This window comes from Bowmanella denitrificans, assembly GCF_039522935.1.
Classification (GTDB): Bacteria; Pseudomonadota; Gammaproteobacteria; order Enterobacterales; family Alteromonadaceae; genus Bowmanella; species Bowmanella denitrificans.
The window spans coordinates 46,833-72,649 of record NZ_BAAAEI010000024.1; the positions used below are offsets into that span (position 1 = coordinate 46,833).

Annotated in this window: 17 protein-coding genes; 6 read left to right on the top strand and 11 right to left on the bottom strand. The window is 52.5% G+C overall.

The window, feature by feature from the left end; genetic code table 11:
* Complete coding sequence (gene recG, locus ABD028_RS19880; protein ID WP_343847198.1) at nt 1–2,079, top strand: ATP-dependent DNA helicase RecG; 2,079 nt, start codon at nt 1–3, stop codon at nt 2,077–2,079.
* Nucleotides 2,079–2,840 carry a class I SAM-dependent methyltransferase gene (locus tag ABD028_RS19885; protein ID WP_343847199.1) on the top strand — a complete coding sequence of 254 codons (762 nt, stop codon included), beginning with the start codon at nt 2,079–2,081 and terminating at the stop codon, nt 2,838–2,840. Before recG ends, ABD028_RS19885 begins: the two co-directional genes overlap by 1 nt.
* Before the next feature lie 2 nt (nt 2,841–2,842).
* On the opposite strand, the gene ABD028_RS19890 is transcribed toward ABD028_RS19885, so the two are convergent.
* Together ABD028_RS19890 and ABD028_RS19895 are read right to left on the bottom strand one after the other, a co-directional pair.
* Nucleotides 2,843–4,279, bottom strand: a complete 1,437-nt coding sequence (locus ABD028_RS19890) for an MFS transporter (protein ID WP_343847200.1) — start codon at nt 4,277–4,279, stop codon at nt 2,843–2,845.
* 8 nt (nt 4,280–4,287) lie between these two features.
* Complete coding sequence (locus ABD028_RS19895; protein ID WP_343847201.1) at nt 4,288–5,208, bottom strand: DMT family transporter; 921 nt, start codon at nt 5,206–5,208, stop codon at nt 4,288–4,290.
* Between the two features lie 91 nt (nt 5,209–5,299).
* On the opposite strand from ABD028_RS19895, the gene ABD028_RS19900 reads away from it, so the two are divergent.
* The gene (locus ABD028_RS19900; RefSeq protein WP_343847202.1) at nt 5,300–6,199 is read left to right on the top strand and encodes a LysR family transcriptional regulator; all 900 of its coding nucleotides are present in this window, start codon (nt 5,300–5,302) and stop codon (nt 6,197–6,199) included.
* 36 nt (nt 6,200–6,235) lie between these two features.
* Here ABD028_RS19900 and ABD028_RS19905 read toward each other — a convergent pair whose 3' ends face one another.
* The 4 genes from ABD028_RS19905 to ABD028_RS19920 all read right to left on the bottom strand — a co-directional run bounded on the left by ABD028_RS19905 (nt 6,236) and on the right by ABD028_RS19920 (nt 14,351).
* The gene (locus ABD028_RS19905) at nt 6,236–8,248 is read right to left on the bottom strand and encodes a S8 family serine peptidase (RefSeq protein WP_343847203.1); all 2,013 of its coding nucleotides are present in this window, start codon (nt 8,246–8,248) and stop codon (nt 6,236–6,238) included.
* Between the two features lie 322 nt (nt 8,249–8,570).
* Nucleotides 8,571–9,686, bottom strand: coding sequence for a M14 family metallopeptidase (locus ABD028_RS19910; RefSeq protein WP_343847204.1), 1,116 nt, complete (start codon nt 9,684–9,686; stop codon nt 8,571–8,573).
* Between the two features lie 119 nt (nt 9,687–9,805).
* Nucleotides 9,806–10,639 (bottom strand): arylamine N-acetyltransferase family protein, encoded by an 834-nt coding sequence (locus ABD028_RS19915; RefSeq protein ID WP_343847205.1) that lies wholly within the window; start codon nt 10,637–10,639, stop codon nt 9,806–9,808.
* Between the two features lie 58 nt (nt 10,640–10,697).
* Nucleotides 10,698–14,351 (bottom strand): PAS domain-containing protein, encoded by a 3,654-nt coding sequence (locus ABD028_RS19920; RefSeq protein WP_343847206.1) that lies wholly within the window; start codon nt 14,349–14,351, stop codon nt 10,698–10,700.
* Between the two features lie 335 nt (nt 14,352–14,686).
* Here ABD028_RS19920 and ABD028_RS19925 point away from each other — a divergent pair, with 335 nt between their 5' ends.
* On the top strand, nt 14,687–15,841 hold the full coding sequence (locus ABD028_RS19925) for an efflux RND transporter periplasmic adaptor subunit (RefSeq protein WP_343847207.1): 1,155 nt from the start codon (nt 14,687–14,689) through the stop codon (nt 15,839–15,841).
* Nucleotides 15,842–15,845: 4 nt separating this feature from the next.
* Entirely contained in the window at nt 15,846–18,941 is a 3,096-nt protein-coding gene (locus tag ABD028_RS19930) for an efflux RND transporter permease subunit (protein WP_343847208.1), read from the top strand.
* Nucleotides 18,942–18,956: 15 nt separating this feature from the next.
* On the opposite strand, the gene ABD028_RS19935 is transcribed toward ABD028_RS19930, so the two are convergent.
* The 4 genes from ABD028_RS19935 to ABD028_RS19950 all read right to left on the bottom strand — a co-directional run bounded on the left by ABD028_RS19935 (nt 18,957) and on the right by ABD028_RS19950 (nt 24,294).
* Nucleotides 18,957–19,577, bottom strand: a complete 621-nt coding sequence (locus ABD028_RS19935; RefSeq protein WP_102797738.1) for a TetR family transcriptional regulator — start codon at nt 19,575–19,577, stop codon at nt 18,957–18,959.
* Between the two features lie 96 nt (nt 19,578–19,673).
* Nucleotides 19,674–19,874 (bottom strand): tautomerase family protein, encoded by a 201-nt coding sequence (locus ABD028_RS19940; RefSeq protein ID WP_343847209.1) that lies wholly within the window; start codon nt 19,872–19,874, stop codon nt 19,674–19,676.
* A 28-nt stretch (nt 19,875–19,902) separates the two neighbouring features.
* Complete coding sequence (locus tag ABD028_RS19945) at nt 19,903–23,076, bottom strand: efflux RND transporter permease subunit (protein ID WP_343847210.1); 3,174 nt, start codon at nt 23,074–23,076, stop codon at nt 19,903–19,905.
* 12 nt (nt 23,077–23,088) lie between these two features.
* Complete coding sequence (locus tag ABD028_RS19950) at nt 23,089–24,294, bottom strand: efflux RND transporter periplasmic adaptor subunit (protein WP_343847211.1); 1,206 nt, start codon at nt 24,292–24,294, stop codon at nt 23,089–23,091.
* A 178-nt stretch (nt 24,295–24,472) separates the two neighbouring features.
* Between ABD028_RS19950 and ABD028_RS19955 the strand changes: the two genes are divergently transcribed.
* Nucleotides 24,473–25,081: a TetR/AcrR family transcriptional regulator gene (locus tag ABD028_RS19955; protein ID WP_343847212.1), complete on the top strand. Its 609-nt coding sequence runs from the start codon at nt 24,473–24,475 to the stop codon at nt 25,079–25,081.
* 9 nt (nt 25,082–25,090) lie between these two features.
* Here ABD028_RS19955 and ABD028_RS19960 read toward each other — a convergent pair whose 3' ends face one another.
* Nucleotides 25,091–25,444, bottom strand: coding sequence for a hypothetical protein (locus ABD028_RS19960; RefSeq protein WP_102797614.1), 354 nt, complete (start codon nt 25,442–25,444; stop codon nt 25,091–25,093).
* Nucleotides 25,445–25,817 lie beyond the last annotated feature (373 nt).

The following is a 25,817-nucleotide window of genomic DNA, read 5'->3' on the forward strand; positions in this document are numbered from 1 at the left end:
ATGCAGTCACTGGCATATCGGAAAGTTACCGAGCTTAAAGGGGTAGGAAGCAAGGTTGCGGAAAAGTTGCAGAAGCTTGGTCTGGTCACAGTACAGGACCTGCTGTTTCATCTGCCGCTGCGCTACGAGGACCGTACCCGTATATACCCGATAGCGGACTTGATGCCACTGATCCATGCCAGCATCGAGGCTGAAATAATCTCCAGTGACATTCAGTTTGGTAAAAAACGAATGCTCACCGTCAGGGTTAAGGATGCCACCGGCAGCCTGACCCTGAGATTTTTTCATTTCAATGCCGCCCAGCGGGAATCACTAAAGCCAGGCCTGAGTATCCGTTGTTTTGGTGAGATTCGCCGCGGCAAATACGGCCTGGAAATGATGCACCCAGAGTACAGGATACACAAACAAGACAGCCCCGAGCAGGCTGTGGAAGAAGCCTATACACCTATTTACCCTACCACTGAAGGGTTGAAGCAGTTAAGTCTGCGTAACCTCACTGAACAGGCGCTGGCTTTGCTGCACAAAGGTGGCCTGGCAGAATTACTGCCCGACGGTATGTACCAAAACCAGATTAGCCTGGAACAGGCCTTGCAGCTGGTGCACAGGCCAGGTCCCGAGGTCAGTCTGGCCTTGCTGGAAAACGGTGAACATCCGGCCCAGCAACGTCTGATCCTGGAAGAGCTGCTGGCTCATCATTTGAGCGTATTAAAAGTGCGGCAAAACAGCGATTTACAGCCTGCGCTGTCGCTGCAACCTGACTTTGCGATGTTGCAACGTTTTCTCGGCTCGCTGCCATTTGCCCCCACCGGCGCACAGCGCAGAGTGGTGGAAGAGATTCAACAGGATATGCTCAGGCCGCGGCCGATGATGCGACTGGTGCAAGGCGATGTGGGCTCGGGAAAAACCCTGGTGGCAGCGCTTGCCGCCCTGACAGCCATTGGCAGCGGCTATCAGGTGGCAATGATGGCGCCCACCGAACTGTTGGCCGAACAACATGCCAATAACTTCCGTCACTGGCTTGCACCACTGGGCATTGAGGTGGGTTGGCTGGCTGGCAAGCTGAAAGGCAAAGCTCGTGAGGCCCTGCTTACCCAGTTAGAGGGCGGGGACATTAAAATGTTGGTGGGCACCCATGCCATTTTCCAGCAAACCGTGACCTTCCACCATCTGGCGCTGGTGATCATCGACGAGCAACACAGATTTGGTGTGCATCAGCGCCTGGCGCTGCGCGAGAAAGGTCAGCAACAGGGCATGGCACCGCATCAGTTGATTATGACGGCCACGCCGATTCCCCGCACACTGGCCATGACGGCCTATGCAGATTTAGATACCTCAGTGATTGACGAGCTGCCGCCAGGAAGAACGCCGGTGAAAACCGTAGTGATTCCTGACAGTCGCCGCGACGAGGTGGTCTACCGGGTGCGGGAAGCTTGCCAGAGCGAAGGCCGCCAGGTGTACTGGGTGTGCACCTTGATTGAAGAATCCGAAGTGCTGCAATGCCAGGCCGCCGAAGATACCGCTCAGGCGCTCGCCATGGCACTGCCTGAACTGAAAGTCGGCCTGGTCCACGGTCGCCTGAAAGCCAAAGAAAAACAGCAGGTTATGCAAGCTTTCAAAGACGGTGAACTGGATTTACTGGTAGCCACCACGGTCATTGAGGTGGGGGTAGATGTGCCTAATGCCAGCCTGATGATCATTGAAAATCCCGAGCGTCTGGGTTTGGCACAACTGCACCAATTGCGCGGCCGGGTTGGACGTGGTTCGGTGGAAAGTCATTGTGTGCTGATGTACCAGTCGCCCTTATCTAAAACCGCGAGTAAACGCCTGGCGGTCTTGCGCGAAAGTAATGACGGCTTTCTTATCGCCCAGCGCGATCTGGAGATCCGCGGCCCCGGCGAGCTGCTGGGAACCAAACAAACCGGCCTGGCAGACTTGAAAATTGCCGATTTGGTGCGAGATGCTCACCTTATTCCGCAGGTGCAGCAGATGGCCAATCAACTGTGGCAGCATTATCCGGCCCAGGCTCAGGCGGTGATTAACCGCTGGCTGGCCCACCGCGAAGACTACGGACACGCCTGATGAGTCAAATTCCACTGTTACCCGCCGATCCCAGTTTGTCGGCTCAGGCACAAAGCCTGGCAGAACGCTGGCAGTTGCCAATCAATCCTGATGCAGCAATGGGTCTGGTATTGTGGCTGGACGACCAGGGCCTGCATCTGAAAACCCTGGATGATGCCAAAATGGGCACAGTACAAGTGGATTTTGCCAGTGATGCCATGGCCTGGCGGCGCCAGCATGGCGGCGGCAAAAACGAAGCCGTGGCCAAGGCGGTAGGCATTAAGCCAGGCTATCGTCCACAAGTACTGGACGCCACCGCGGGTCTTGGTCGTGACGCCTTTATTCTGGCCAGCCTGGGTTGTCAGGTTACTATGCTGGAGCGGGTCAATGCCGTCGCGGCCTTGCTGGATGACGGTCTGCGGCGCGCGGCTCAGGACCCGGAGCTGGGGCAGTGGCTACCGGACAGACTCAGGCTGTTGCCTGCGTCTGCCCTGGACAAGCTGCATAGCTGGGAAGGCACACCGCCCGATGTGGTGTACCTGGATCCGATGTTTCCACATCGCAAAAAATCGGCGCTGGTTAAAAAAGAAATGCGCCTGTTTCAATTACTGCTTGGGCCGGACCTTGACGCAGATACGTTGCTGACGCCTGCACTGCAGTTAGCACAAAAACGTGTGGTGGTTAAACGCCCGTCTGGTGCCCCTTATCTAAACAACCACAAACCGCAGTTGGAAATGCAAGGTAAAGCCAATCGCTTTGATATTTACCTGCGACACGCCTGACACTATCCGGCATCCTGCACAGCAGAGGCTAATCGCTGCTGACGACTATGCCAGGCCATGCGGAGAAACATAATAGACGCCAGCGAGGTGGCGCAAAGATTAAACAGCATAGCCTGGGCAAACGCCTGGCCCTGATTGCCATTCCACTGGGCCAACGCATCAGCATACAAGATGCCCACCAGGGCCACACCGATAGCACCACCCACTTGTTGCATGGTTGATATCCAGCCTGACGCCATACCAGCCAGTTCCGTTGGCAACCTGCCCAGCAGCAAATTCAGTAATGGCGTCATGCACAGCCCCTGCCCGGCACCAATCAGAATAAAGGCGGGCAGCAGCGACAACGCAGCCAACTCAGCACTGTTCACCTGCCAGATCACCAGGCCGATTCCCAGCGCATACATGCCGGCGCCAATGGCCATGGCATAAATGCCGATTCGTCTGACCAGCTTCGGTGACACCCAGGAGGCCAGCAGAAAGGCCAGACTGGCTGGCGCGAATGCATAACCGGCGGCAGAAGGGGTTAAGCCCATCACTTGTTGCAGCAGCAGTGCGATACAAAGAAACAACGAGGCCGCAGCAGAATAAATCAACAACACCAGACAGGTGCCCATCGCCAGGCCAGGTTGCCTGAGCAATGACAAATCCATTACCGCCCATTGTCCCCGCGCCCTTAACCTGGCCTGATGTCTGACAAACCAGTAAAGCAGCAACAAAGACAATCCCAGCGAACACCAGGTCCAAACCGGCCAGTTTAGTGCCGGGCCTTTAAGCATGGGCAGTAGCAAGGCCAGCAGAGCAGTGCTCGCAATCAATATCCCCGGCCAATCCATCCCGATCCCCTGAGGTCCTTTTGATTCTGCGATCAGCACCCCGGCCAATAACACTGCCAGTGCAATCGGCAGGTTAACCAGAAACACACTGCGCCAGCCCCATCCCAGCAGATTGGCTTCCACCATCCAGCCACCCAGCACTTGTCCGGCAATGGCCGCCAGTCCAAGCGTCATACCCAGCAGGCCAAATGCTTTAGCGCTGGCATGCTGGTCAAAATTCACCCGAATCAGGGCATAGATCTGCGGCAACAGCATGGCCGCCGCCGCACCTTGTATCAGCCTGGCTACAATCAGGTGCCAGGCCGTGACAGCAATACCACAAAGCCCGGATGCCAGCCCAAACCCCAGCATGCCAAGCAGATATACTCGTTTGCGTCCAAAGCGGTCACCCAACCTGCACCCGGCAATCAGCAACGCGCCTAATGCCAGCTCATAGCCGGCGATCACCATAGCCAGATCGGAAAAGTCAGCCTGTAAGTCCTGCTGAATACTGGGCATGGCCACATTCACCACAAAGGCATCAAATATGGTGACAAATCCGCCCACCAGCAATACGGCTAATGCCCACCAGCCTTTGCTGCCAACCTTAAGATGTCCTTTCTTCATTCCTGCACTCAATTGCTTTTTTGAAAACCCAAACCCGGAGTGACCAGGCGGCGAAACAAGCCGCTGCCAAGCATAACACCGGTGATAACCAGCATCATCCCCACCATCTGGGCAGCATTGGGATAGTGGCCCATCACGAGGCTGATAAGTAAGGTAAATACCGGTACCAGGTTAAAACATAGTGACAATCTGTCAGGACCTATGCCTTGCAACGCCTGTAACCAGAATGCATAAGCCACAAACGTACCAAACACGCCCATATACACCAATAACAAATGGGTATGCAGACTGAGTGCAGGTATCAGTGTAAGGGGTTGTTCCACCAGCAGCGCCGCAACACAAAGCATCAGGGTGCCCACCGTGATGGTCCAGCGAGTTAACTGCATGGGCGGAACAGCCGCAGCGTGTTTTTTGCTTAGCACGGTAAAACTGCACATGCACAAACAGGCAACCAACATGTACAGGTCCCCTTTGGCCACCTGAATGCTCTGCCATTGATTACCGGTTATAACCAGACTGACGCCCGCCAGGCCGACCAGTATGCCCAGCACGCTTATCCAGCGCATGCGGGTGCCCAATATCCACACCGACAACAGATTAGTCACCAGCGGGCTGGCCGCCATTATCAATGCACCATTTAGAGCAGATGTCTGCTGCAAGCCAAGGAAAAAGGCATAATTAAAACCAAACACACCTAATCCACCCAAGGCAATCAGCCAAAGCTGCTGATTGGCACTTAATATGGATTCGCCTCGACCACGCATCAACCTGAGCAGTAACAAAATCGCTGCAGCAATCACAAAACGTTCGGCCGCTGCCGTCAGGGCGGGGACTTCCCCGGCTATGGCTTCGGCCGCATTGAAATTGCCTCCCCAGAAAAAAATACAGGTTATGGCCATTAACCACAGCCAGGACTCACGAATGTGCATGAATATTTCAATCGCTTGATGAGCAGAAAGGCAGCTTATATATTTTGCTTTCATCAAGATATAAGCAATTTTTCAAGTTGAATTCTCAAAAATGAAAACTAACTATTCATTGGATGACTTGCACCTGTTTGTGATGGCGGCCCAGTACCCCAGTCTGACACAGGCGGCGCAGGTCATGGACATCCCCATTGCCACACTAAGCCGACGGCTGAAACGACTGGAGCAACAACTAGGAAGTCGCTTGCTGGAACGTAACGCTCACCAGTTCAAGCTCACGGCGGCGGGCCAGAGCTATATTGAACAATGCGGGCCGCTGGTTGCCGATTTAACCCGTGCCGGTGATAGCCTGAATGTTCAGCATCACGGTATGTGTGGCCGACTTTGCGTGACCGCTCCCAATACCATGGTGCAAAACTGGCTGGGCCAGTGTCTGAGCGACTTTTTACACCAGCACCCCAATCTGCGCTTACAACTGAAGCTGTCCAACCACAATCTGGATTTGGTTAGTGACAGAGTAGATTTGGCATTTCGTGCCGGTATTCCAGCCGACAGTGATTGGGTGGCAAGACAAGTCTGGCAAACCAGTTTGCATCTGCTGGCTACCCGCGATTATCTGCAACAGGCAGGTTCGCTGACCCACCCACGGCAACTGGCGCAACACCGCCTGATCGTCTCCGATCCCATCAACCTCTGGCATTTCAGGCACATACATAACGCTGAAGACTTCACCTTCAGACCACATCCCCATATCAGCGTGGACGACAATCTGGTGGCCCTGAAGTTGACGGCAGCGAATCAGGGTATATGCCTGCTGCCCGGGTATCAGTACCATCAACCGGAGCAGGAAAAATTATTGAATTGCCTACCCGACTGGCAGGGACAAACCAGACCCATATACCTGCTGTATCGTGACAGAGACTTGATTTCTACCCGATTGCGTACTTTGATTGACTTTGTTGTGCACTGGACAGAGCAGTACCAGGCCAACTGATAGATAAAAAGGGGGCGATGCCCCCTTCAAATTCGCTTACTGGCAACTGCCCAGCGATTCCCAGACATCCCAGGTGCCTGAGTTACTGGCCGGATCATCGCCTTGTGTCCACCACTTAGCCTGATAACCCTGATTGTTATGCTGCACCTGGGCACCAGCCAGATACACTGTTGAAGCGCTCCATACCGGCAGCCCCTGGCAGTCTCCACCGCCGGTCGAGACATTCACCAGTTTGGTGGTGCTGCGCGTCGCTCCATTGGTATCAGTGACACTGAGCTGAACGCTGTAGTTACCCGCCTGAGCGTATTGATGCACCGGATTCTGCTGAGTCGAGTTTTGCCCATCACCAAAATTCCAGGCCCTGGATGCAATACCCTGGTCGTCGCTACTCTGATCGCTGAAGGTCACGGTCAAGCCGCTAACACTATAGCTGAAATCAGCCACCGGTGGTTGATCACCACCATTGCCATCGCATACACCGAGATCACGCCAGACATTGCTGAATACATCAGGGCGGGCGCCGGTTGACCACCAGGTTGCTTCATAAGTACGGCCGTTGTACACCACTTTATCGCCGGCCTGATACGAGGTAGTCGCAGACCAGGCAGGTACGCCGTTACAACCACCGTTATTGCCATCGCTGACATTCACGGTGCGGCTGGTACTGTTTTGCAATCCTTGTTGATCAGCTACGGTCAGGTTGATCTGGTAGCTACCAGAGGATGCGTATGTGTGGCTGGGGTTTTGCTGCGTCGATGTTTGCCCATCACCAAATTGCCAGTTCCAACTGACGACCCCACCGTCGTCGGTGGAGCTGTCCTGCAGGTTAACGGTCAGACCATTGGTACTGACACTGAATGAAGCCACCGGTGGCTGATTGTCGCCAACCCCACCAAACAAGAATTCGGTGTTGGCCAGACGGTTGACAGTACCATTGGTACCGGAAATTTTGCCACTAGCTGCATTGCTGTATATGGCCTGGGCAACCTGTGAAGTACCGGCCTGTGGATTCTGTTGCAGATACAATGCTGCTACACCGGCCACATGCGGACTGGCCATTGAGGTACCGCTGATACTGTTGGTGGCACTGCTACCACCAATCCAGGTCGACAGAATATTCGAACCTGGCGCAAAGATGTTGACGCAACTCCCCCAGTTGGAAAAAGACGAGCGGCTGTCGCTGCTGGTCGTCGACCCTACCGTCATTGCACCGGACACCCTGGCTGGCGAGAAAGAGCAGGCATCTGAATTGTCGTTGCCTGCCGCCACTACCGTAACGATGCCCTGCTGAATCAGGCGGTTGGTGGCCTGATCCAATACGGTGGAAGCACCGCCACCAAGGCTCATATTCGCCACTGCCGGACGCTGCGCATTGGCCACCACCCAATCAATGCCCTGCACTATGGCGGTTGAAGTCGTTTCGCCACTGCAACCAAACACCTTAACGGAGTTCAAGCGTACCTGTTTAGCCACCCCATAGGTGGACGCACCAATCGTACCGGCCACATGAGTACCATGGCCATTACAGTCTTCGGCACTATTTCCCACAGTAGTGACAGTGCTGCCAATGCGGCCACTGAACTGAGTGTGGCTGGTATTAATGCCTGTATCAATAACATAAGCATTAACGCCGCTGCCGTTGAGGTCATAACGATAGCTATTACTCAGAGGCAGATTCTGTTGATCCAGCCTGTCCAGCCCCCAGGGTGGGTTTGATTGTTGCGCGGTGGTACGAAAAATTTGTACCGGCTCGATGTAATCCACTTCATCTCGCTGTAACAACTGCTGAATACTCTGTGCGTCGGTGGTAATGGCATAGCCTTTGACACTGTGATGAAACTCCGCAGTCACCTGACCAGCGGTAACACCTGCGGCACTTCTGGCACTTTGCGTGACAAAATCAGCGCTGGATGCAAAGGGAGACACTGCGCTGTCTTTTAACACCACTATGTATTGATTGGCTACTGTGGTGTCGGCGGGAGTGCTGAGCAGTTGTGCATCGGCAAGCAGTTGTGGGCTGAAGGCAAGTGTGACTAATGTTGCCAACAAACTTTTTTTCCTTTCACTTAACATTTTGATTCCTCTGATTATTTATTGTTTTACTGCCGTTAACCCAAAATCTATGGGCGCAATAAGTAAAAATAATGGTCAAAAATTAAGCAAAGATTCTGCTAGATCGATTGATGCTTATAAAACAGCAAAAAATCTATATGACAACGCTGTCAAATTGTAAATATTTTGTTACTTTTTAATTTTAGAGATGTTAACCCCGTGTTGAAAGCTAACAACCTGCAGAGAATCAGTCTCCACAGCACAGCGCAGCTTAGTTAGCGCGCCGCCTTCCCTCCAAGGTGTAAGCAAGACGATACAGTTAGTTGGCAAGCAGCAGTTGCATCAGCTCCTGAGCCGCAGCCCGGGCCACAAGCTGAATATCTTGTCTGTCAGTATTGTCACCGACCTCATAGGTAACCGCATGCACGGCGTAGGTATCCGCGATATATTGCTTAAATACGCCGCGGTTTTTGTTATGACCGGGCTGAATGCGGATAGGGAAAGGTTTCACCTTATCGGCCAGGCCGGTCAGCCACCGTTCTGCCAGATCCGCAGATGCCAGCCCATAATCCGCGGGCATGGTATAGAAAACGTCCTTATGGGTAGAGTGAAAATCCACGGCAAAACGTATTTTGCCGCCCTGCGCCTGAATCTGTTGCAAATATTGGTGCACAGCCTGCGTTTCAGGTTGCTCGCGACTAAACCAGTCACGGTTCAAATCGACGCCCCCGGCGTTATGACGCCAGTTGCCGGCCGCCACACCATCGGGATTCATATTCGGCACCAGCAGCAGGTTAAAATGCTGAAGAAACTTAGCGCTTTGCGAATTAACCGTAAATAACTCATCGACAAAGGCTGTCATGGCCATAGCACCGGTAATTTCCGGGGGATGTTGACGCCCAATCAAGATAAGCCACTCGTTACTTTGCCCCCTATGCACCAAACCCTGTAACGGCTGGCCATTAACCGTTCTACCCAGCTCAAATTCACTCAGGTCGGCAAAGGATGGTGCCGACAACCAGTGCTGGTAGTGTTGGTTGTCCAGAATCTCCTGCCCGGCCACCCAGACCTGTCCCTTATTCAGTGTCATGCTTACCAGCATGCTGTTACCTTCCAGTTGGTATTCCAGCGGTTGCCAGTGCAGTTTATCCAGACTGAATTTAGGCAGATACCTGGGGGTGCCATGCTCAGTCTGCAATTCCAGTTCAATACGCTGTGACTGGGCACTGTCCAGTCGAAAGGCGTACCAAGGGCTGGGATTAATAGGCAGATTTTCCGGTGCCAGGGTGAGCTTATAGCGATTAGGCGCTAACTGCTGACATTGTTTAAAGCGTCCCATAGCAAAGGCCTTGTCAATGCTCAGCTTGTTAAACCGGCAATCTGTTTCGGCAAAGGCCAGTTGACTGAGTAACAGCAGTATCAGCGCATACTTCATCGGAGCTTTCTCTTGGGCGGTGCCGCCTTGGTCTTAACTATGACCACCTTAGCCAAAATCAGTATTTAGCGCCTATTCCTTAATGTTAAGAAGCCATACCCTGGTACTATCTGTCAGCGTCAGCAGGCATCCGCCAGCAGCGCTTGCTCCTCCGTCAACTGAACGAGTTTGTTATACAGACCGGCTGGCGGAGTGATATTAAAATAGTCACGCAAACACGTCTGGATCTGCTCGGCGCCAGCCAGTACCGTCACTTGTGGCGGGTGGCCCTGGCGATAACATTTTAGCTCGTTGTTTCGCAGGGTATAACGGCGTTCATCTATCACTTTTGCCGCCACCAGATTTTTCACAAACACAGAGTCAGGGTGAGTGGAAACATACCAGTTAAACACCTTATAGTCGGCGTTTTGTTGTGGCTGTAAGGTAAACCGATACAAGGTCAGCCAGCCATCTGCTTGCTGAAAGGCCAGTTCATAACTACCGGCCTGTTCCGTTATTTTGTAATTGCCATGCGGGGTGACCTGAACCTCGCGTTTGTTCAGTTGTAAGGGCGCTGTCGGCGTTGTCACACCAAAGCCTACATCTACCAGGTAGTCCACCCCAGCCAGGTTAACCAGCAACAACATATGTGATGCAGGGGTTTCGACTTCCTCCGGTACACCCCATCTGACTCTGGCTGCCAGACTGGTTACTTGCATGCCAATGGCGTTTAGCACGGAGCGAAACAGCGCATTTTGCTCATAACAATAACCACCGCGGCTTTGTCCGACCAATTTGTGTTGAATCACCTCAGTTGACAGCTCTACCGGCAGCCCCAGGTACGCATCCAAATTCTCAAAAGGAATAGTTTGGGTGTGTTTTTGTACCAGTGCAGACAGAGTGTCCAGGTCGGGGGCTAATGATTGCTGGAAAGCAATACGTTGTAAGTACTGTTGCAAATCTATTGGAGTCATATTACTGCGCCTTTGTTTTGAAATTTAGCGCAGGCTAATTCCTCAAGCTAAGTTGAGGTCAAGAGTTAATTGCCCATTCCTTTTTTCCGGCTTCAGCATCACATGGCCAGACCATCACAAACTGACCGGTATCGCCGCTGACCTCATAGCGAATTTTGCCTTTCAGAGTTTGGGTAACCAGATTGAATACCAGGTTCAGTCCCAGCCCGGCATTGCCTTCCCGCCTGGCCCCGGTCACAAAAGGTTCGAACATGCTGTTGGACAACTCCGGGGCAATAGGCTGGCCATTATCGGCATAGCACCATCGGCACTCTCCCTTGGCATATTGTACTTGGATCAGAATGGTTCCTTCGCTGCTGGTTTTTGCATGTTTCAGACTGTTGTTTACCATCTCCAGCATAATATCCTGCAAAACGGCCGGATAGCTTTGAATGGTCAAATCGGCAGGCACCTTGATGTCCAGCTTGAACCCAGCCTGGTTCAACTGCCCCTGAATCGCACTTTTAATGGTGCCAAACAAAGAAGCCAAATGAACAGGTTGCAGTCGCTTATCAGCAAAGTTCACCGCCAGCTTTTTGAAAGACTCGACCAGTCGGTTAATTCTGCGCAGATTTTCACTGGCCAGCAGACACCCCTGCAAAATTTGCTTATTTCGCTGATCAAATTCAGCGGCTGACAAGGTTTTTTGTTTGCGCATGTCTTGCAAGGTCACGACCAGATGTTCAACACTGGAAATAGAGGTGATCACCACGCCTAGCGGGGTATTTATTTCATGAGCCAAACCTGCCACCAGAGAGCCAAGCGAAGCCATTTTCTCCACTTCCACCAATTCACGCTGGGTGTGTTTCAGTTCCTCAATGGTTGTTTGCAGCAGTCCATTGGCACTGGCCAGTTCGGCCGTTCGTTCCTGCACCAGGTGCTCCAGATTTTCATTAAGCTGCTTTAATGACAATTCTGCGGTTTTTAGCTTATGAATAATCTGCAAAGTCCCCACCATGCGCCGGGCCTGGCCATCGGCGGTTCGTTCGGTGACTTTTCCTCTGTCTAGCACCCACAGCCATTCTCCACTTCGGGTGCGCAAACGATACGAGGCCTGATAATACTGAGAATTACCCTGCAGATGACTTTGCAGCGCTGCCTGCATTTGGGCCTGATCAGAGGGGTGAATGTGCTGGCTCCGCTCATCCATACTGTTTGCCCCGCAAAGATGGGGGAATTCCGCCAGAGCATTACGTCTTTGCAGGCTGGCTTTGTGCAGTTGCCAGTCCCATAGTTCATCCCCGGTACCCCATAGTGCCAGGCTGAGTTGCTGCTCTTTTTCCTGCAAACTGGCCAGCCAGGCATCCTGAGCGCGCTTCCTTTGCCACCAAAGATACAATGCCAGCGAAGCCACAGATATTGCGACCGCCCAGTAGCATAAATAAGCCAGCGTGCTCTTCCACCATGGCGGCAGAATATGCAGTGAAAGCTGGTGTTGTGCATAGGTTTCAGGATTGTCCACTGAAAAGGCACGAATGCTTAATATATGCTGCCCCGGCCCCAGGCCCAGCAAATCCAGTCGGTTGTTGTCGGTGGGCAGACTCCAGGCAATGGCACTGTCACCCAGCTTGTATTGAAAAAACAGCTTTGCCAGATCATCACTGGAGTTGGCGGCCAATGATAACCTTACCTGTCGCTGGTCATAGCTTATAGGTGGCAAGCTGCCGCTGTGGTTCAACAAATTAAATTTGTTTGAGACAGTTTGCAGTTCCCCGACAAAAAATTGGAAGTCGGCCGGTAACCATGCCGTGCTCACATTAAGATTGATGCGGTTAATGCTCTGTGACCCTGCAGCATAGACAAGGTTGCCAGACGCCATTAGCTGCTTAGGCCTGATTGTTTCAGACACGCCGGAAGCTGCACTGAATAGCCTGTAATTCCAGGACTGCATATCATAAACAAACAGTCCTTGTGCCGAGGTGAGCCAAAGTTCACTGCGGCCATTAACCAGCACTGAGGTAATTTCTGAGGTTTGCGCATGCTCCCCAAGCAGGGGCGAAACCGGTGAAAGCCCCGCCTGTTGATAAACAAACCCCATACAGCCGCTGTTAGTGGCCAGCCAAATACGGTCCTGCGCATCAATTTGCATATCCATCAGCCCATTGGCTGGCAAAGGAGCATCACGAAAATAAGACCATTGGCCGCCGTCAACATCGAATCTAAGCAGCCCCTGGCTTTGCAAGGCCACCCAAATAGCCCCGTCTGAGGTCTGCTGTAAACGGCTGATACTGCTCAGACGCCCCTGCATGGGCGTAAGTGGATGTAACCTTTGCTGCCATGTGCTTAACGCCACTTCAATCAGGCCGTAATAACTGGCCAACCAGACGCGCGAACCATCTTTATCCTGCAGTACATCAGTGATGTTGTTGTAACGCTTACCCTGCAGGGCCTGCAATGCATGCCACTTACTGACGTTAAACTGACTGTCTGCCACGCCAATCTTTTCCCCGCGCACCACAACAGACTGCCCATTGGCTAAAGCCAGGATCTTCTGCACATCCCGCATGCCGGTATCCTGCAAGCTTTCACTGCTATTGCCAGACCATTGCCACAGTTTTTGTTTGCTGTCGTTAAACAGCAGGCTTCCTTGTGCGCTGACCGACAATAACTGTATGCGTTGCGGTGCAGGGCTATGATTTTCTGCAAAAACAAACTGTTCAACCTGCCGATGCCTTAGCGGCACCCGAAAGACACCGAAAGAGACACTACCGACCCAAAGATTTTGCAGGTTATCCAGATACAATGCTGAAGTGAGGAAGTCCTGTAAGCTCTCCGGCATACCAGGGGTGGGCCGATATAGCGTCAGGGTGCCAGTGTCGATTCGGTACTCGGCCAGGCCAAATCCTATACCGGCCAGCCACAGTGCGTTTTTCCCCGCCGAGTGCATGGTGTGTACAGAAGTACCTGAGCCAAAGGTTTGCAGGTCCAGCCAAGGTAGCAAGTGCGACTGTTTGAGATCATAAGTCCACAGACGATTTTTTTGCGCCGCAAAAACATGCCGATCATCAACAAACAGAGCATCAATTGCACTGGCGACACCTGTGTTGAAAAGCAACTGCAATTGTTGCTGTTGATAGCGGTACAACGCACCATTGTCTAATGCCAGATACAAAGTTTCACCCACAGTGGCGGTATGCGTAATGCGACCTGGTAGTGGCAGATTGAGCTGGTGTAATAATCTGTCCTCGGTTGAGAAATACCTGAGCTTAGATTCGCCGAGCAACCAGATTTTGTTATCGCTCATACTGATATTCAGAACCGAAAACTCTTCGTCGCTAAAGGCCCGGCTAAGGTCAATGTGTTCTATCTGCTCAGTCCGATAGTCCAGCCGGTGCAGCCCTTTGTCCAGGGTAGTAAACCAGAGCGCATCGGGGTCGCCGGTTTCTAAATCGTAGACGGCATTGGCAGACATTCCGCCCTGAGTACCAAACTGATGGGCGAAGCGACGTATTTCATAGCCATTGTACTTGAGCAGGCCATTTCGGGTGGCAATCCAGAAGTAGCCCTGAGGATCCTGGCGTATCGCCGATACGGCGCCGTAGCGTTGAATACTTTGTTGCAAAGGGGTCTGACTAACGGCGAGTAGCGGCATCATACTGTGAGTGGCAGACCATCCGCATTGGGCAAACAACATCACTATTAACCAACAGGCACCCCACCAGCTTTTCTTCATATTGCCAATAACTTGCAGCCTACAGATAACCCAAAGTTTAGAGGCTGTTTGCCTTTTGAGTATGGATTTTGTTGAAATCCCGTCACAACCCCTCCCCGCCTAGCGGTAACAAGCAACTCAGGCAAGCACATCAGCCCATTCGGGTAACCGGCTACAGCAACAGTCAGCTCTTTAGTTATACAAGCCTGAACCGCAAGGTACATATTTCAGCAGTACAATTCACGACCACTGACCGGTGGAACAAGGTCAACGCACTTTATACATACATTCTTGTATGTATAATGCTTAAGTTAGATTTCTGACTGGACGTTTTTCAAATGCTTAAGGTGGCAAATATGCGGGGCAATTCAGGTTGGGTGCTGGCGGGCATGATGGCAATCAGTCTGACCGGGTGTGAAAAAAATCAAGCGCCGACACAGGCTCAGGGCGTGCCTGAAGTGGAAGTTGTAACCCTGACTCATCAGGCCGTCAACCTGTCCACAGAATTACCGGGGCGCACAGTGGACTTTCGCCAGGCAGAGATCCGCCCCCAGGTCAGTGGCATACTGCAAAAGCGCCTGTTTGAGGAAGGTCAGATGGTCGAGGCCGGCCAGGTGCTGTATCAGATCGATCCGGCGCCTTACCAGGCAACCTTAAGTGCTGCCAAAGCCAATCTGGCTAAAGCCGAAGCCGTGCTGCGCAACGCGGGTCTGAAGGCAAAACGGATCAGCAATCTGCTAAGTACCAACGCCGTCAGCCCCCAGGATTATGACGATGCTCAGGCTGCGCAGCTGCAAGCCAAAGCGGAATTAGCGGCCGCCAAGGCCAGCCTGCTAAGTGCACAGATCAACCTTGACTACACCCGTATTGTTGCCCCCATCAGTGGTCAGATTGGACGCTCAGCGGTTACCGAAGGCGCACTGCTGACAGCAAACCAGGCGCAGGGACTGGCGACCATCCGCCAACTGGACCCCATTTACGTGGATCTGACCCAGTCCAGCACGGAGCTCATGGCCCTGAAACGCCAGGTGCAAAATGGTGAGCTGCAAAAAGACCAGGGCACACAAGTCAGTCTGATTCTGGATGATGGCAGCACTTACCCTTTCCCGGGCAAGCTGCAGTTTTCCGAAGTCAATGTCGACCCGGGCACCGGCATGGTCACTATTCGGGCCGTTTTCCCCAACGACAGCGGCGAATTGCTGCCCGGCATGTTTGTCAGAGCGAAAGTTGAACTGGGGGTTGAGCCGCAGGGCTTGTTAATTCCACAGCGCGCCCTGATTCGCACTCCCAAAGGCGAAGCTTCTGTGATGTTGGTCAATGCGCAAAATCAGGTGGAAAGCCGCATCGTCCAGGTTGGCAGGCCAGTGCAGCAGAGCTGGCTGGCACAAGGCGGTATTCAGACTGGTGAGCGGGTCATTGTAGCTGGCTTACAGAAAGTCAGGCCCGGTGCAACGGTGAAGGTTGTCGATACGACTTCCCCCGCTTCTGCCACAGTAGCGGCAGGAGAATAACGCCATGGCTAACTTCTTTATTAACAGGCCCATTTTCGCCTGGGTGATTGCCATTGTCATTATGCTGATGGGACTGTTGTCGATAAAGCAACTGCCCGTTGAGCAATATCCGCGTATTGCGCCACCCGCCGTCACCATCAGTGCCAGCTATCCAGGCGCATCGGCACGTACGGCTGAAGACGCGGTCACTCAGGTGGTAGAACAATCCATGAACGGATTGGACAACCTGATGTATATGTCTGCACAAAGCGATTCCGTGGGTAATGTCACGGTAACTCTGACCTTTGAAACCGGCACCGATCCAGATATCGCCCAGGTGCAGGTACAAAACAAATTGCAAAGGGCCATTCCATTGCTGCCCCAGGAAGTGCAACAGCAGGGTGTGTCTGTGGCTAAGTCCAATGGTAGCTTCCTGATGGTACTGGGCTTTATTTCTGAAGACGGCAATATGAGCCGGGCAGATATTGCCGATTTTGTGGTGTCCAATATCAAAGATCCCATCAGTCGCACCAACGGCGTGGGCAATGTCCGCGTGTTTGGCAGTCAGTATGCGATGCGGGTCTGGCTGGATGCCAACCGACTCAATCAGTATCAGTTGACACCCGCCGATGTAACCGCCGCCATCAAAGTGCAGAATAATCAGGTAACCGCCGGACAACTTGGCGGCGCCCCGGCGCTGCCCGGCCAGCAATTCAATGCCGCCATTCTGGCGCAAAGCCGTCTGAGCAGCCCTGAAGAATTTGGCAATATTCTGCTGCGGGTCAATGCCGACGGTTCGCAGGTCCGACTCAAAGACGTGGCCCGCATTGAACTTGGCGGTGAAGACTATTCGGTGTCCGCTAAGTTTAACGGCATGGAAGCGTCGGGTATTGCGATTGAAATGGCTACAGGTGCCAATGCTCTGGACACGGCAAAGGCAGTACGAGCCACGCTGGCAGACCTGGAGCCCTATTTCCCGCAAGGTCTTAAGGTCGAGATCCCCTATGACACCACACCCTTCGTGGAGATTTCCATCAGTTCTGTAGTGCAAACCCTGTTTGAAGCCATCTTACTGGTGTTTGTGGTGATGTATCTGTTCCTGCAAAACCTGCGCGCGACCCTGATCCCAACCCTGGCCGTGCCTGTTGTGCTGCTCGGTACTTTTGCCATTATGACCGCTTTTGGTTTCAGCATTAACACTCTGACCATGTTCGGCATGGTATTGGCCATCGGTCTGTTGGTCGACGATGCCATTGTAGTAGTGGAAAACGTCGAACGGGTGATGCAGGAAGAAGGCTTGTCTGCCGTAGAAGCCACCCGTAAATCCATGGGCCAGATTACCGGCGCGCTGGTAGGGATAGGCCTGGTATTGTCGGCGGTATTTGTACCCATGGCGTTTTTCGGTGGCGCCACGGGTTCAATTTACAAACAATTTTCTATCACCATTGTGTCGGCCATGGCACTGTCTGTGCTGGTTGCCCTGGTCTTTACCCCGGCGCTGTGCGCCACCATGCTCAAACCGATCAAGGGCGATCACCATCACAAAGGCGGTTTCTTCGGCGCGTTTAATCGCGGTTTTGACAACAGTAATCAGGGCTATCAGCGTATGGTTGGCGGTATGCTGAAACGCCCGGTGCGTTCCATGTTGGTTTACGCGGCCATTATTGGCGTGATGGCTCTGCTGTTTGTGCGGCTGCCTTCATCCTTCCTGCCGGAAGAAGATCAGGGAATTTTTCTGACCATGGTGCAGCTCCCCACAGGTGCCAGCCAGGAACGTACTGAAGAGGTGATGCGCAAAGTTGCTGCTTATTACGACAAGGAAGAGGCAGTACAGTCGGCCTTTACCGTTACCGGCTTTAGCTTTGCTGGCCGCGGGCAGAATGTGGGTCTGGCGTTTGTGCGCCTGAAAGACTGGTCAGAACGTGACGACACGCAAAGCGTGCAAGCGGTAATTGGTCGCGCCATGGGCTATTTTTCCACCGTCAAAGATGCACAGATTTTTGCTTTCAATTTGCCACCAATTATGGAACTGGGCAGAGCCACCGGATTCAATCTGTACCTGCAGGATCGTGGCGGATTAGGACATGAAGCCCTGCTGCAAGCCCGCAACCAATTGCTGGGCATGGCAGCACAGCAGCCAAATCTGATGGCGGTCCGCCCCAATGGCATGGAGGATGCGCCACAGTTACAAATCGACGTGGATCAACTAAAAGCGCAGGCTTTGGGTGTATCGCTGACAGAAATCAACCAGACATTGTCAGTGGGCTGGGGTTCGACCTATGTAAATGATTTTATCGACCGTGGCCGGGTTAAAAAAGTCTATGTGCAGGCCGAAGCGGGCTTCCGCATGACCCCACAAGACCTGAAACATTGGTATGTACGCAATCATGCCGGTGAGATGGTTGCCTTTAGTTCCTTTGCCAGCAGCCACTGGACTTACGGTCCTCAGCGTCTGGAACGCTACAACGGCGTACCGGCCATGGAAATTCAGGGCGAACCGGCACCTGGCACCAGCTCAGGTGACGCCATGGCCAGCATGGAGCAGTTAATCGCGCAACTGCCCATCGGCATTGACTTCGAATGGACCGCAACGTCCTATCAGGAGAAACTGTCGGGCTCACAAGCTCCCGGACTCTATGCACTTTCCATATTAGTGGTATTTTTGTGTCTGGCGGCATTGTATGAGAGCTGGGCCATTCCGTTTTCGGTTATTCTGGTGGTGCCACTGGGTATAGTGGGTGCATTGATTGCCGCACATACAATGGGGCTGAGAAATGATGTGTACTTTCAGGTTGGCCTGCTGACAACCATGGGACTGGCATCCAAAAACGCCATTCTGATTGTGGAATTTGCCCGTGAACTGCAAGCCCAGGGACGTGAATTGGTAGCGGCGATACTGGAAGCCATTCGCTTGCGTTTACGCCCTATTATTATGACCTCACTGGCCTTCTCTTTAGGGGTTCTGCCTCTGGCAATCAGCAGCGGCGCCGGTTCAGCCAGCCGCAATGCCATTGGTATTGGCGTATTAGGTGGTATGTTATCAGCCACTTTCCTGGCCATCTTCCTGGTGCCGGTATTCTACCTGGTCGTGCAGAAGCTCTTTGTACCACAGAAGCAATAAAAACATTAGCCGGGCTTAGCCCGGCTTTTTTAATCCCTGCAGCAGGCCGTCGATCAGATCGGCCGCATGATTGGCAAGGTCACATTGTTCCGGATGCAATAAATACTTAGCAATCAGGCCGCTAAGATAGGCATTTAGGGCACTGGCGGCCAGGGTTGGTGTTATGGCCGGATTAAGCAGCCCTACCTTGGCTGCCCGGCCGAAAGCACGCTGCATGGTGTCATGCACTTCATTGTTGAGACGTTCCTGCTGACGCACGGCGGGATTCAGCTCGTCAATATACTCACAACGGTGAAAGACAATGGTCAGTACCCGGCGGTGCTGCTCACTGCTTCCCACCATTTGCAGTGAGCGGATCATCACATCGCGAATGCGCAGGAAGGGATCGGTTTCGGTTGACTCATCCAGTTCAGACAACATTTGTCTGAATGGCAGCCGGATACGCTCCAGCATGGCGTTGAACAGGTCGGCCTTGTCGGTAAAGTGCCAATAAATTGCGCCGCGGGTAACACCAGCAGCCCGGGCGATCTTTTCCAGGGTAGTGCGCGACACTCCCTGTTCATAGAAAAGCTGTTCTGCAGCGTCCAAAATGGTGCTGCGGGTCGCTTCGGCATCGGCTTTAGTGCGCCTTACCATATGACTGGTCTCAATGTTTTTCTTGTTTTGTAGACAAGATATTAACATAGTCCCAGACGATTTTGGCAGTCGCCAAACCGGCAGAAAAGAGCCAGGTTATTGTTGCTGCTGTTTCCAGTCGTCGGTCAGCATGCCGGCAAAGCCCCAGTCAGCTTCCTCAATTTCCTGGATCACAATATGGGTATGCTCAGGATTCTTACCTAATACCCGCTGTAGCGATTCGGTAAAATCTTTCACCAACTCAGCCTTTTGTTCACGGCTGGCACCTTTGGTGATTTGCACATTAATGTAGGGCATATTCTGACTCCCAGAAAAAAGGGGCGACTTACGCCAGCCCCTCATCAGTATCCACATGTTCTTCTTTGTGGTGTTTGGCGATCTCGTCAGACAATTGCTGACGACTGCGTTTTTCGGTGAGCTTGCGCTCCGTCAGCCAGAAGAAGAACAACGGCAGAAAGAACACCGCCAGGAAGGTGGCAGCCAGCATGCCGCCCATTACCCCGGTACCCACACTATGTCTGGCTCCGGCCCCCGCACCTGAACTGAAGGCCAGTGGCACCACCCCAAGAATAAAGGCCAGCGAGGTCATAATAATAGGTCTGAACCTCAGGCGCGCCGCTTCCAGTGCTGCGGTACTGGTACTCCAGCCCTGCTGCGTCTTCATCAGCGCATATTCCACAATCAAAATCGCGTTCTTGCCGGCTAATCCCAATAACGTCACCAGACCAATCTGGAAATAGACGTCGTTGGTCAGCCCAGCGACCCAGACCGCCACCAAGGCACCGAAAGTACCAAAGGGCAAGGCCAGCATTACGGACAAAGGCAATGACCAGCGTTCATACAAGGCGGCCAGAATCAGGAACACCATGATAGCGGCCATACCCAGCGCCAGTCCGGTGGTACCTGAGCTACGCTTTTCCTGGAAGGCTGAGCCTGTCCAGTCATAGCTGATATCCGGGGGTAATACCTGAGCGGCAATCCGTTCAATCTCAGCAATTGCCTGACCTGAGCTGTAGCCTGGTGCCGGTTCCCCCATCAGTTTGACCGCTGGCAGGTTATTGTAGCGATCCAGGCTGTCAGGCCCTGTGCTGTACTCAATATTGGCAAAGGCAGAAATAGGCACCATTTCACCGGTCTTGCTACGCACGTAAATGCGGCCAATATCCTCTGGCGACATCCGATAGTCAGCATCGGCTGACATCAGCACCTGCCAGGCCCGGCCGAACTTATTAAAGTCATTTACGTAGTAAGTACCCAAAGTACCAGCCAGGGCGTTAAAAGCACCATCAATAGGCACGCCCATAGCGTGGGCCTGCTCGCGATCCACATCGATCTTGAGCTGTGGGGTATTGGGCCGCCACAGGGTTTGTACCCCTGACAGAATCGGACTTTGCTGGGCAGCGCCTTGCATGGTCTGCATAGCCTGCACCAGCTTTTCAGTGCCGCCTTCACCGCGATTCTGCAGGTAGAATTCAAATCCGCCGGTATTGCTCAAACCAAAAATCGGCGGTGGGTTAAAGGCCAGCACCAGTGCTTCTTTAATATGGGCGGTCTTCATAAAGAGTTCCCCCACCAGCTCTGGCGTACTGATATCTCTTTCATCCCAATGCTTTTGTGTGACGAAAATCGTCGCTGCACTGTTTTTATAGCCGCCCCCGATGAAATCAAAACCGGTAAAGGCCACCACGTTTTCATTGGCCGGATTGGACTGAATGGCCGCCAGGACTTCAGCTACAACTTCCTCAGTACGCTCCAGAGATGCGCCGTCTGGCAGGAAAATCGCAGAAATATAAAAACCCTGATCTTCGTCTGGCACCAAAGAGCCCGGCGTGGCTTTCCACATAAATCCGGTAATTAAAATCATCCCCGTGACCAATGTCAGCCCCAGTAAACCGCGACGCAGGAAGAAGCTGACGGATCCCACATACCTGTTGGTGACACGGTGAAACCAATTGTTGAAACCCTGGAAAAAGCCGGACGTTTTCTTGTGCTCTGCACGCAGAATCATAACGCACAAAGCCGGTGTCATGGTCAATGCCACCACACCTGACAAAGACACCGCGATCGAGATAGTAATAGCAAACTGGCGGAACAGCTCACCTGTCAATCCACCTAAGAAAGCAATAGGGACAAATACACTACAAAGCACCAGCACGATGGCCACCACCGGCCCACTCACCTCATGCATGGCCTTAATGGCGGCATCACGGGCGTTCAGGTGTTCCTCGTGCATAATACGTTCGACGTTCTCCAGTACCACAATGGCGTCATCCACCACGATACCAATAGACAACACCATGCCGAACAAGGTCAGGGTGTTAATGGAATACCCCAGCATATACAAACCAGCAAAGGTCCCCAATAAAGACACCGGAACCGCCAGCGTCGGGATCAGGGTGGCGCGCCAGTTCTGCAGGAACAGGAACACCACCAGGAATACCAGCACCATGGCTTCGACCAGCGTTTTCAGTACTTCACGGATCGACACCTCTACGAAACGCGTGGTGTCATAAGGTACCGAGTGTTCCAGGCCGGCCGGGAAACGGGTTTTCAAATCTGCAACGGTTTGATTGACTTCCTTGGCCACATCCAGGGCGTTAGCGCCAGGCTGCAGGAAAATACCCACCAGTACGGCGTCTTTGCCGTTTATCCGTCCGGCGAAGTCGTAGTCTTTAGAGCCCAACTCCACTCTGGCCACATCTTTGAGGCGCAACGCACTGCCATCTGGATTAGAGCGAATCAGGATCTGTTCAAATTCTTCGGCGGAAGTCAGACGGCCTTGAGCGGTCACGCTGTACACCAGCTCCTGTGGACTACTGGATGTTGGAGTCGAACCAATCTTACCCGCTGCATACTGGGAATTCTGCTCCCTGATGGCACCGGCAATTTCTTCCACCGTCACCCCTAGCTGACTCATCAGATCGGGCTTGAGCCAGATACGCATGGCGTAATCCTTGGCACCGAAGATCTGTACATTGGTGGTGCCGGGAATACGTTTAATCTGGTCAAGAATATTCAGGGTAACGTAGTTGGACGTCCATAAGGATTCGCGGCTGCCATCAGGTGAATAAAAGGCATGCACCTGCAAGAAGCTGGACGAGCCCTTCTCCACCACCACGCCCTGACGGCGGGTTTCTTCCGGTAACCGGGCTTCAACCTGTTTGATGCGGTTATTCACGTTCACCGCAGCCTGATCCGGGTCTGTACCAATTTCAAAGGTCACCATAATAGTGGTCACCCCTGAACTGGTTGAAGTGGATGACATATACATCATGCCTTCCACACCGGTAATGGCATTCTCAATTGGCGTAGCGACGGTTTGCTCCAAAACTTCGGCCGAAGCGCCGGGATACACCGCCATCACCTGCACCACAGGTGGCGAAATTTCAGGATACTGGGCAATGGGCAGGCTGCGCATTGCTGCCAGCCCCGCCAACACCACGAATATAGAGATAACGAAGGCGAATATAGGCCTGTCGATAAAATAACGAGAAAACATGCAAACTCCCTGTTACTTGGCGCCAGCGGCGGCCGGTTGCTGTCCGGCCAGTACTACCGGCATGCCTGGGAAGAAAATATGCGCCATACCATCCACGATAACCTGATCGCCAGCTTTCAGACCATTGTGGATTACCCAACTATTCTCGATACCATTGGCGGTTTCCTGGCGCACCCATTCCCCCACTTCCACCGGGGCAGGTTGGGCGATGGAGCCTTGCTCGCCTTTGGCCATCAGGTACACATATTTACCGGTACCGCTGTCCAGCACCGCACGCTGTGGCACCACAAAGGTATTTTCGCGACTGGCGCCTTCCAGCACCACGCGTACAAACTGGCCTGGACGTAATTTAAAATCAGGATTAGGCACAATGGCCTGCAATTCAGATGTGCCGGTCATGGTATTGATACGCACGTCACGGAAATTCACTTCACCCACATGTTCATAGAAAGAACCATCTTGCAGTTTGATACGGGTTTTCCAATGGCCATCTTTGGGCAGGGTCAGCAGGCCATTTTCTGCATCTTTACGCATGGCTAACTGCTCCCGCTCTGACAAACCAAAGCGAATACGAATGGGATCAAGCTGGGTAACCTGGGTCAGCAATACATCCGGTCCCGGTACATAAGTACCCTCAGACACCTGTTCGCGTCCGGCCACTCCATTTACCGGTGATTCCACCCGTGCATACTCCAGATTAAGCCGGGCATCCTGCAGCTTGGCCTCGGCCGATTTAACATCAGCCTGGGCAATTTCTTCTGCCGACATAGCGTTATCCAGATCCTGCTGGGAGACGCTGTTCTGCTTACGCAGTGGGGTCAGACGCTTGACATCACGACGGGCACTTTCGAGTCTGGCCTGTGCCGCCAGCAAATCAGCCTGGGTACGGGCTACTTCAACCTCAAAAGGCTTAAGATCCAGGGTAAACAATGACTGCCCCTGTTCAACCTTGTCACCTTCCTCGAAGTTGCGCGATTCGATAATGCCAGCCACCCGGGCACGGATTTCCACCTCTTTCGAGCCGGACAAAGTCGCCGGCAGCTCCAGGGCAAAAGGTACGGTTTGCGACTGCATGGTGCGCACTTCCACCGCTGCGGGTTGCATACCACCCATACCGCCACCCTGAGGCGACTGTTCACCGCAAGCGGTCAGAAAGCCAACCAGGGAAACCGCTGTTAGCTTAACGCAAAACGAAAAATTCCTTTTGTATTTACCCATAGGAGCACCGATAGTAGAGAAGCTGGACCGAATAACCTTATAAAAGCTCAGGTTATGAGACAATAACAACAGATATAATAACGGCATTAAAGTACACGATCACGTATACTTTAGCTATTCGTTTATTCGTTTCAAAATGTATCGGCATCCTGCCGAACGCATTACAGAGGAGTTTAGTTTGGGTCGAAGTGATGAGAAGCACAATGATATTTTGTGTGCAGCGATCCGGGAGTTTTGCGAAAAAGGCATGATGGCCACGACCATGGAAGCCATTGCCTGCCGCGCCAGTGTCTCCAAAAGAACTCTGTACAAACATTATCCATGTAAGGAAGATTTGCTGGACGCCGTGGTTGACCTGTTACTGGAGCGGGTTGAACCGTTGCAAAAACTGGCATTTGATCCTAACCGCTCCCTGGCGGAGCAACTGCAGGAACTCAGTCAGAAAGTGCTGCAATTGCTTTGTGACGAGCACTATTTGCGTTTATCCAAAATAGTGATAATCGAATCCATGCGCTCGGAAAAAGAAGCCACCCGCCTGAATGACAAATTCGCGGATTGTGAAAAAGACATGCATAACTGGTTTATCCAGGCGTCTGAGGCCGGGGCGCTGGGCAATTTTGAGCCAGGCATGGCGGCCGCCTTTTTCTACGGCGCCATCAAAGAAGTGGCTTTCTGGGATCAGGCTATCTGCTGGAAGCCATTGCTGAACAAAGCCGAAGCAGAAAAACTACTGGAGCAAAGTTGCAGATTCTTTCTCGCTGCGATTGCTAGTAACCAAGGCATGTAACCCAGAAGGCTAATCAAAACTGACCTTGTTTATTTCGGAGCATAAATACAACAAGGTCGCCCCATAGACATAAGGGTTTTTGTCTTGCTCTATGCAGTAGTAGCGCTGGAAGTGTTCCAACTTAGTGCGGCTGGACAGAATATCCATCACATAGTCTTTTTGATAATCGTTCATGGCCGATATATGCGGCCTGACCCTTTCCTGCAGTTCATTCAGCTTTTGTCGCTCGGCCATACTGGCTATCTCTGTCATCCAGTCCGACAAACTGTCCTGCATATCGCCCAGCCAATACTGCACAAATGACGATCGCAGGATGACCACCAACAGGGCAATTTCCAGAATAACAATAAAGGTGCGTTTCATTGTGCTGCATCAATAACTCACTACGGTAAAAATCATACCTTAAACCAACAGAAAGGCACAGATTGCTTGATTATGCGGCAGAATAACTAGCCATGAGTATTTATTACTATCCCTTAAGGCCTAACTATCGAGATACACTGCAAGACAGTCATAATAGTCATTCAGCGACTTTGCCGGATAGCACAACTCATTGACAATTAACAACATTTTAACAATAAATCAGCAAAAACTGGTTTATTCTTGTGGTAGATGTCCTTGCGTCGTGGCGATAAAAATTTATAATTTTCAGAAATTTTTGAAACTTCAAAAATTACGAAAGAGTGTAGCAAGCACAACTTGAATTACACTCTGTGTAGTAGCCAAGCAGGCTTTT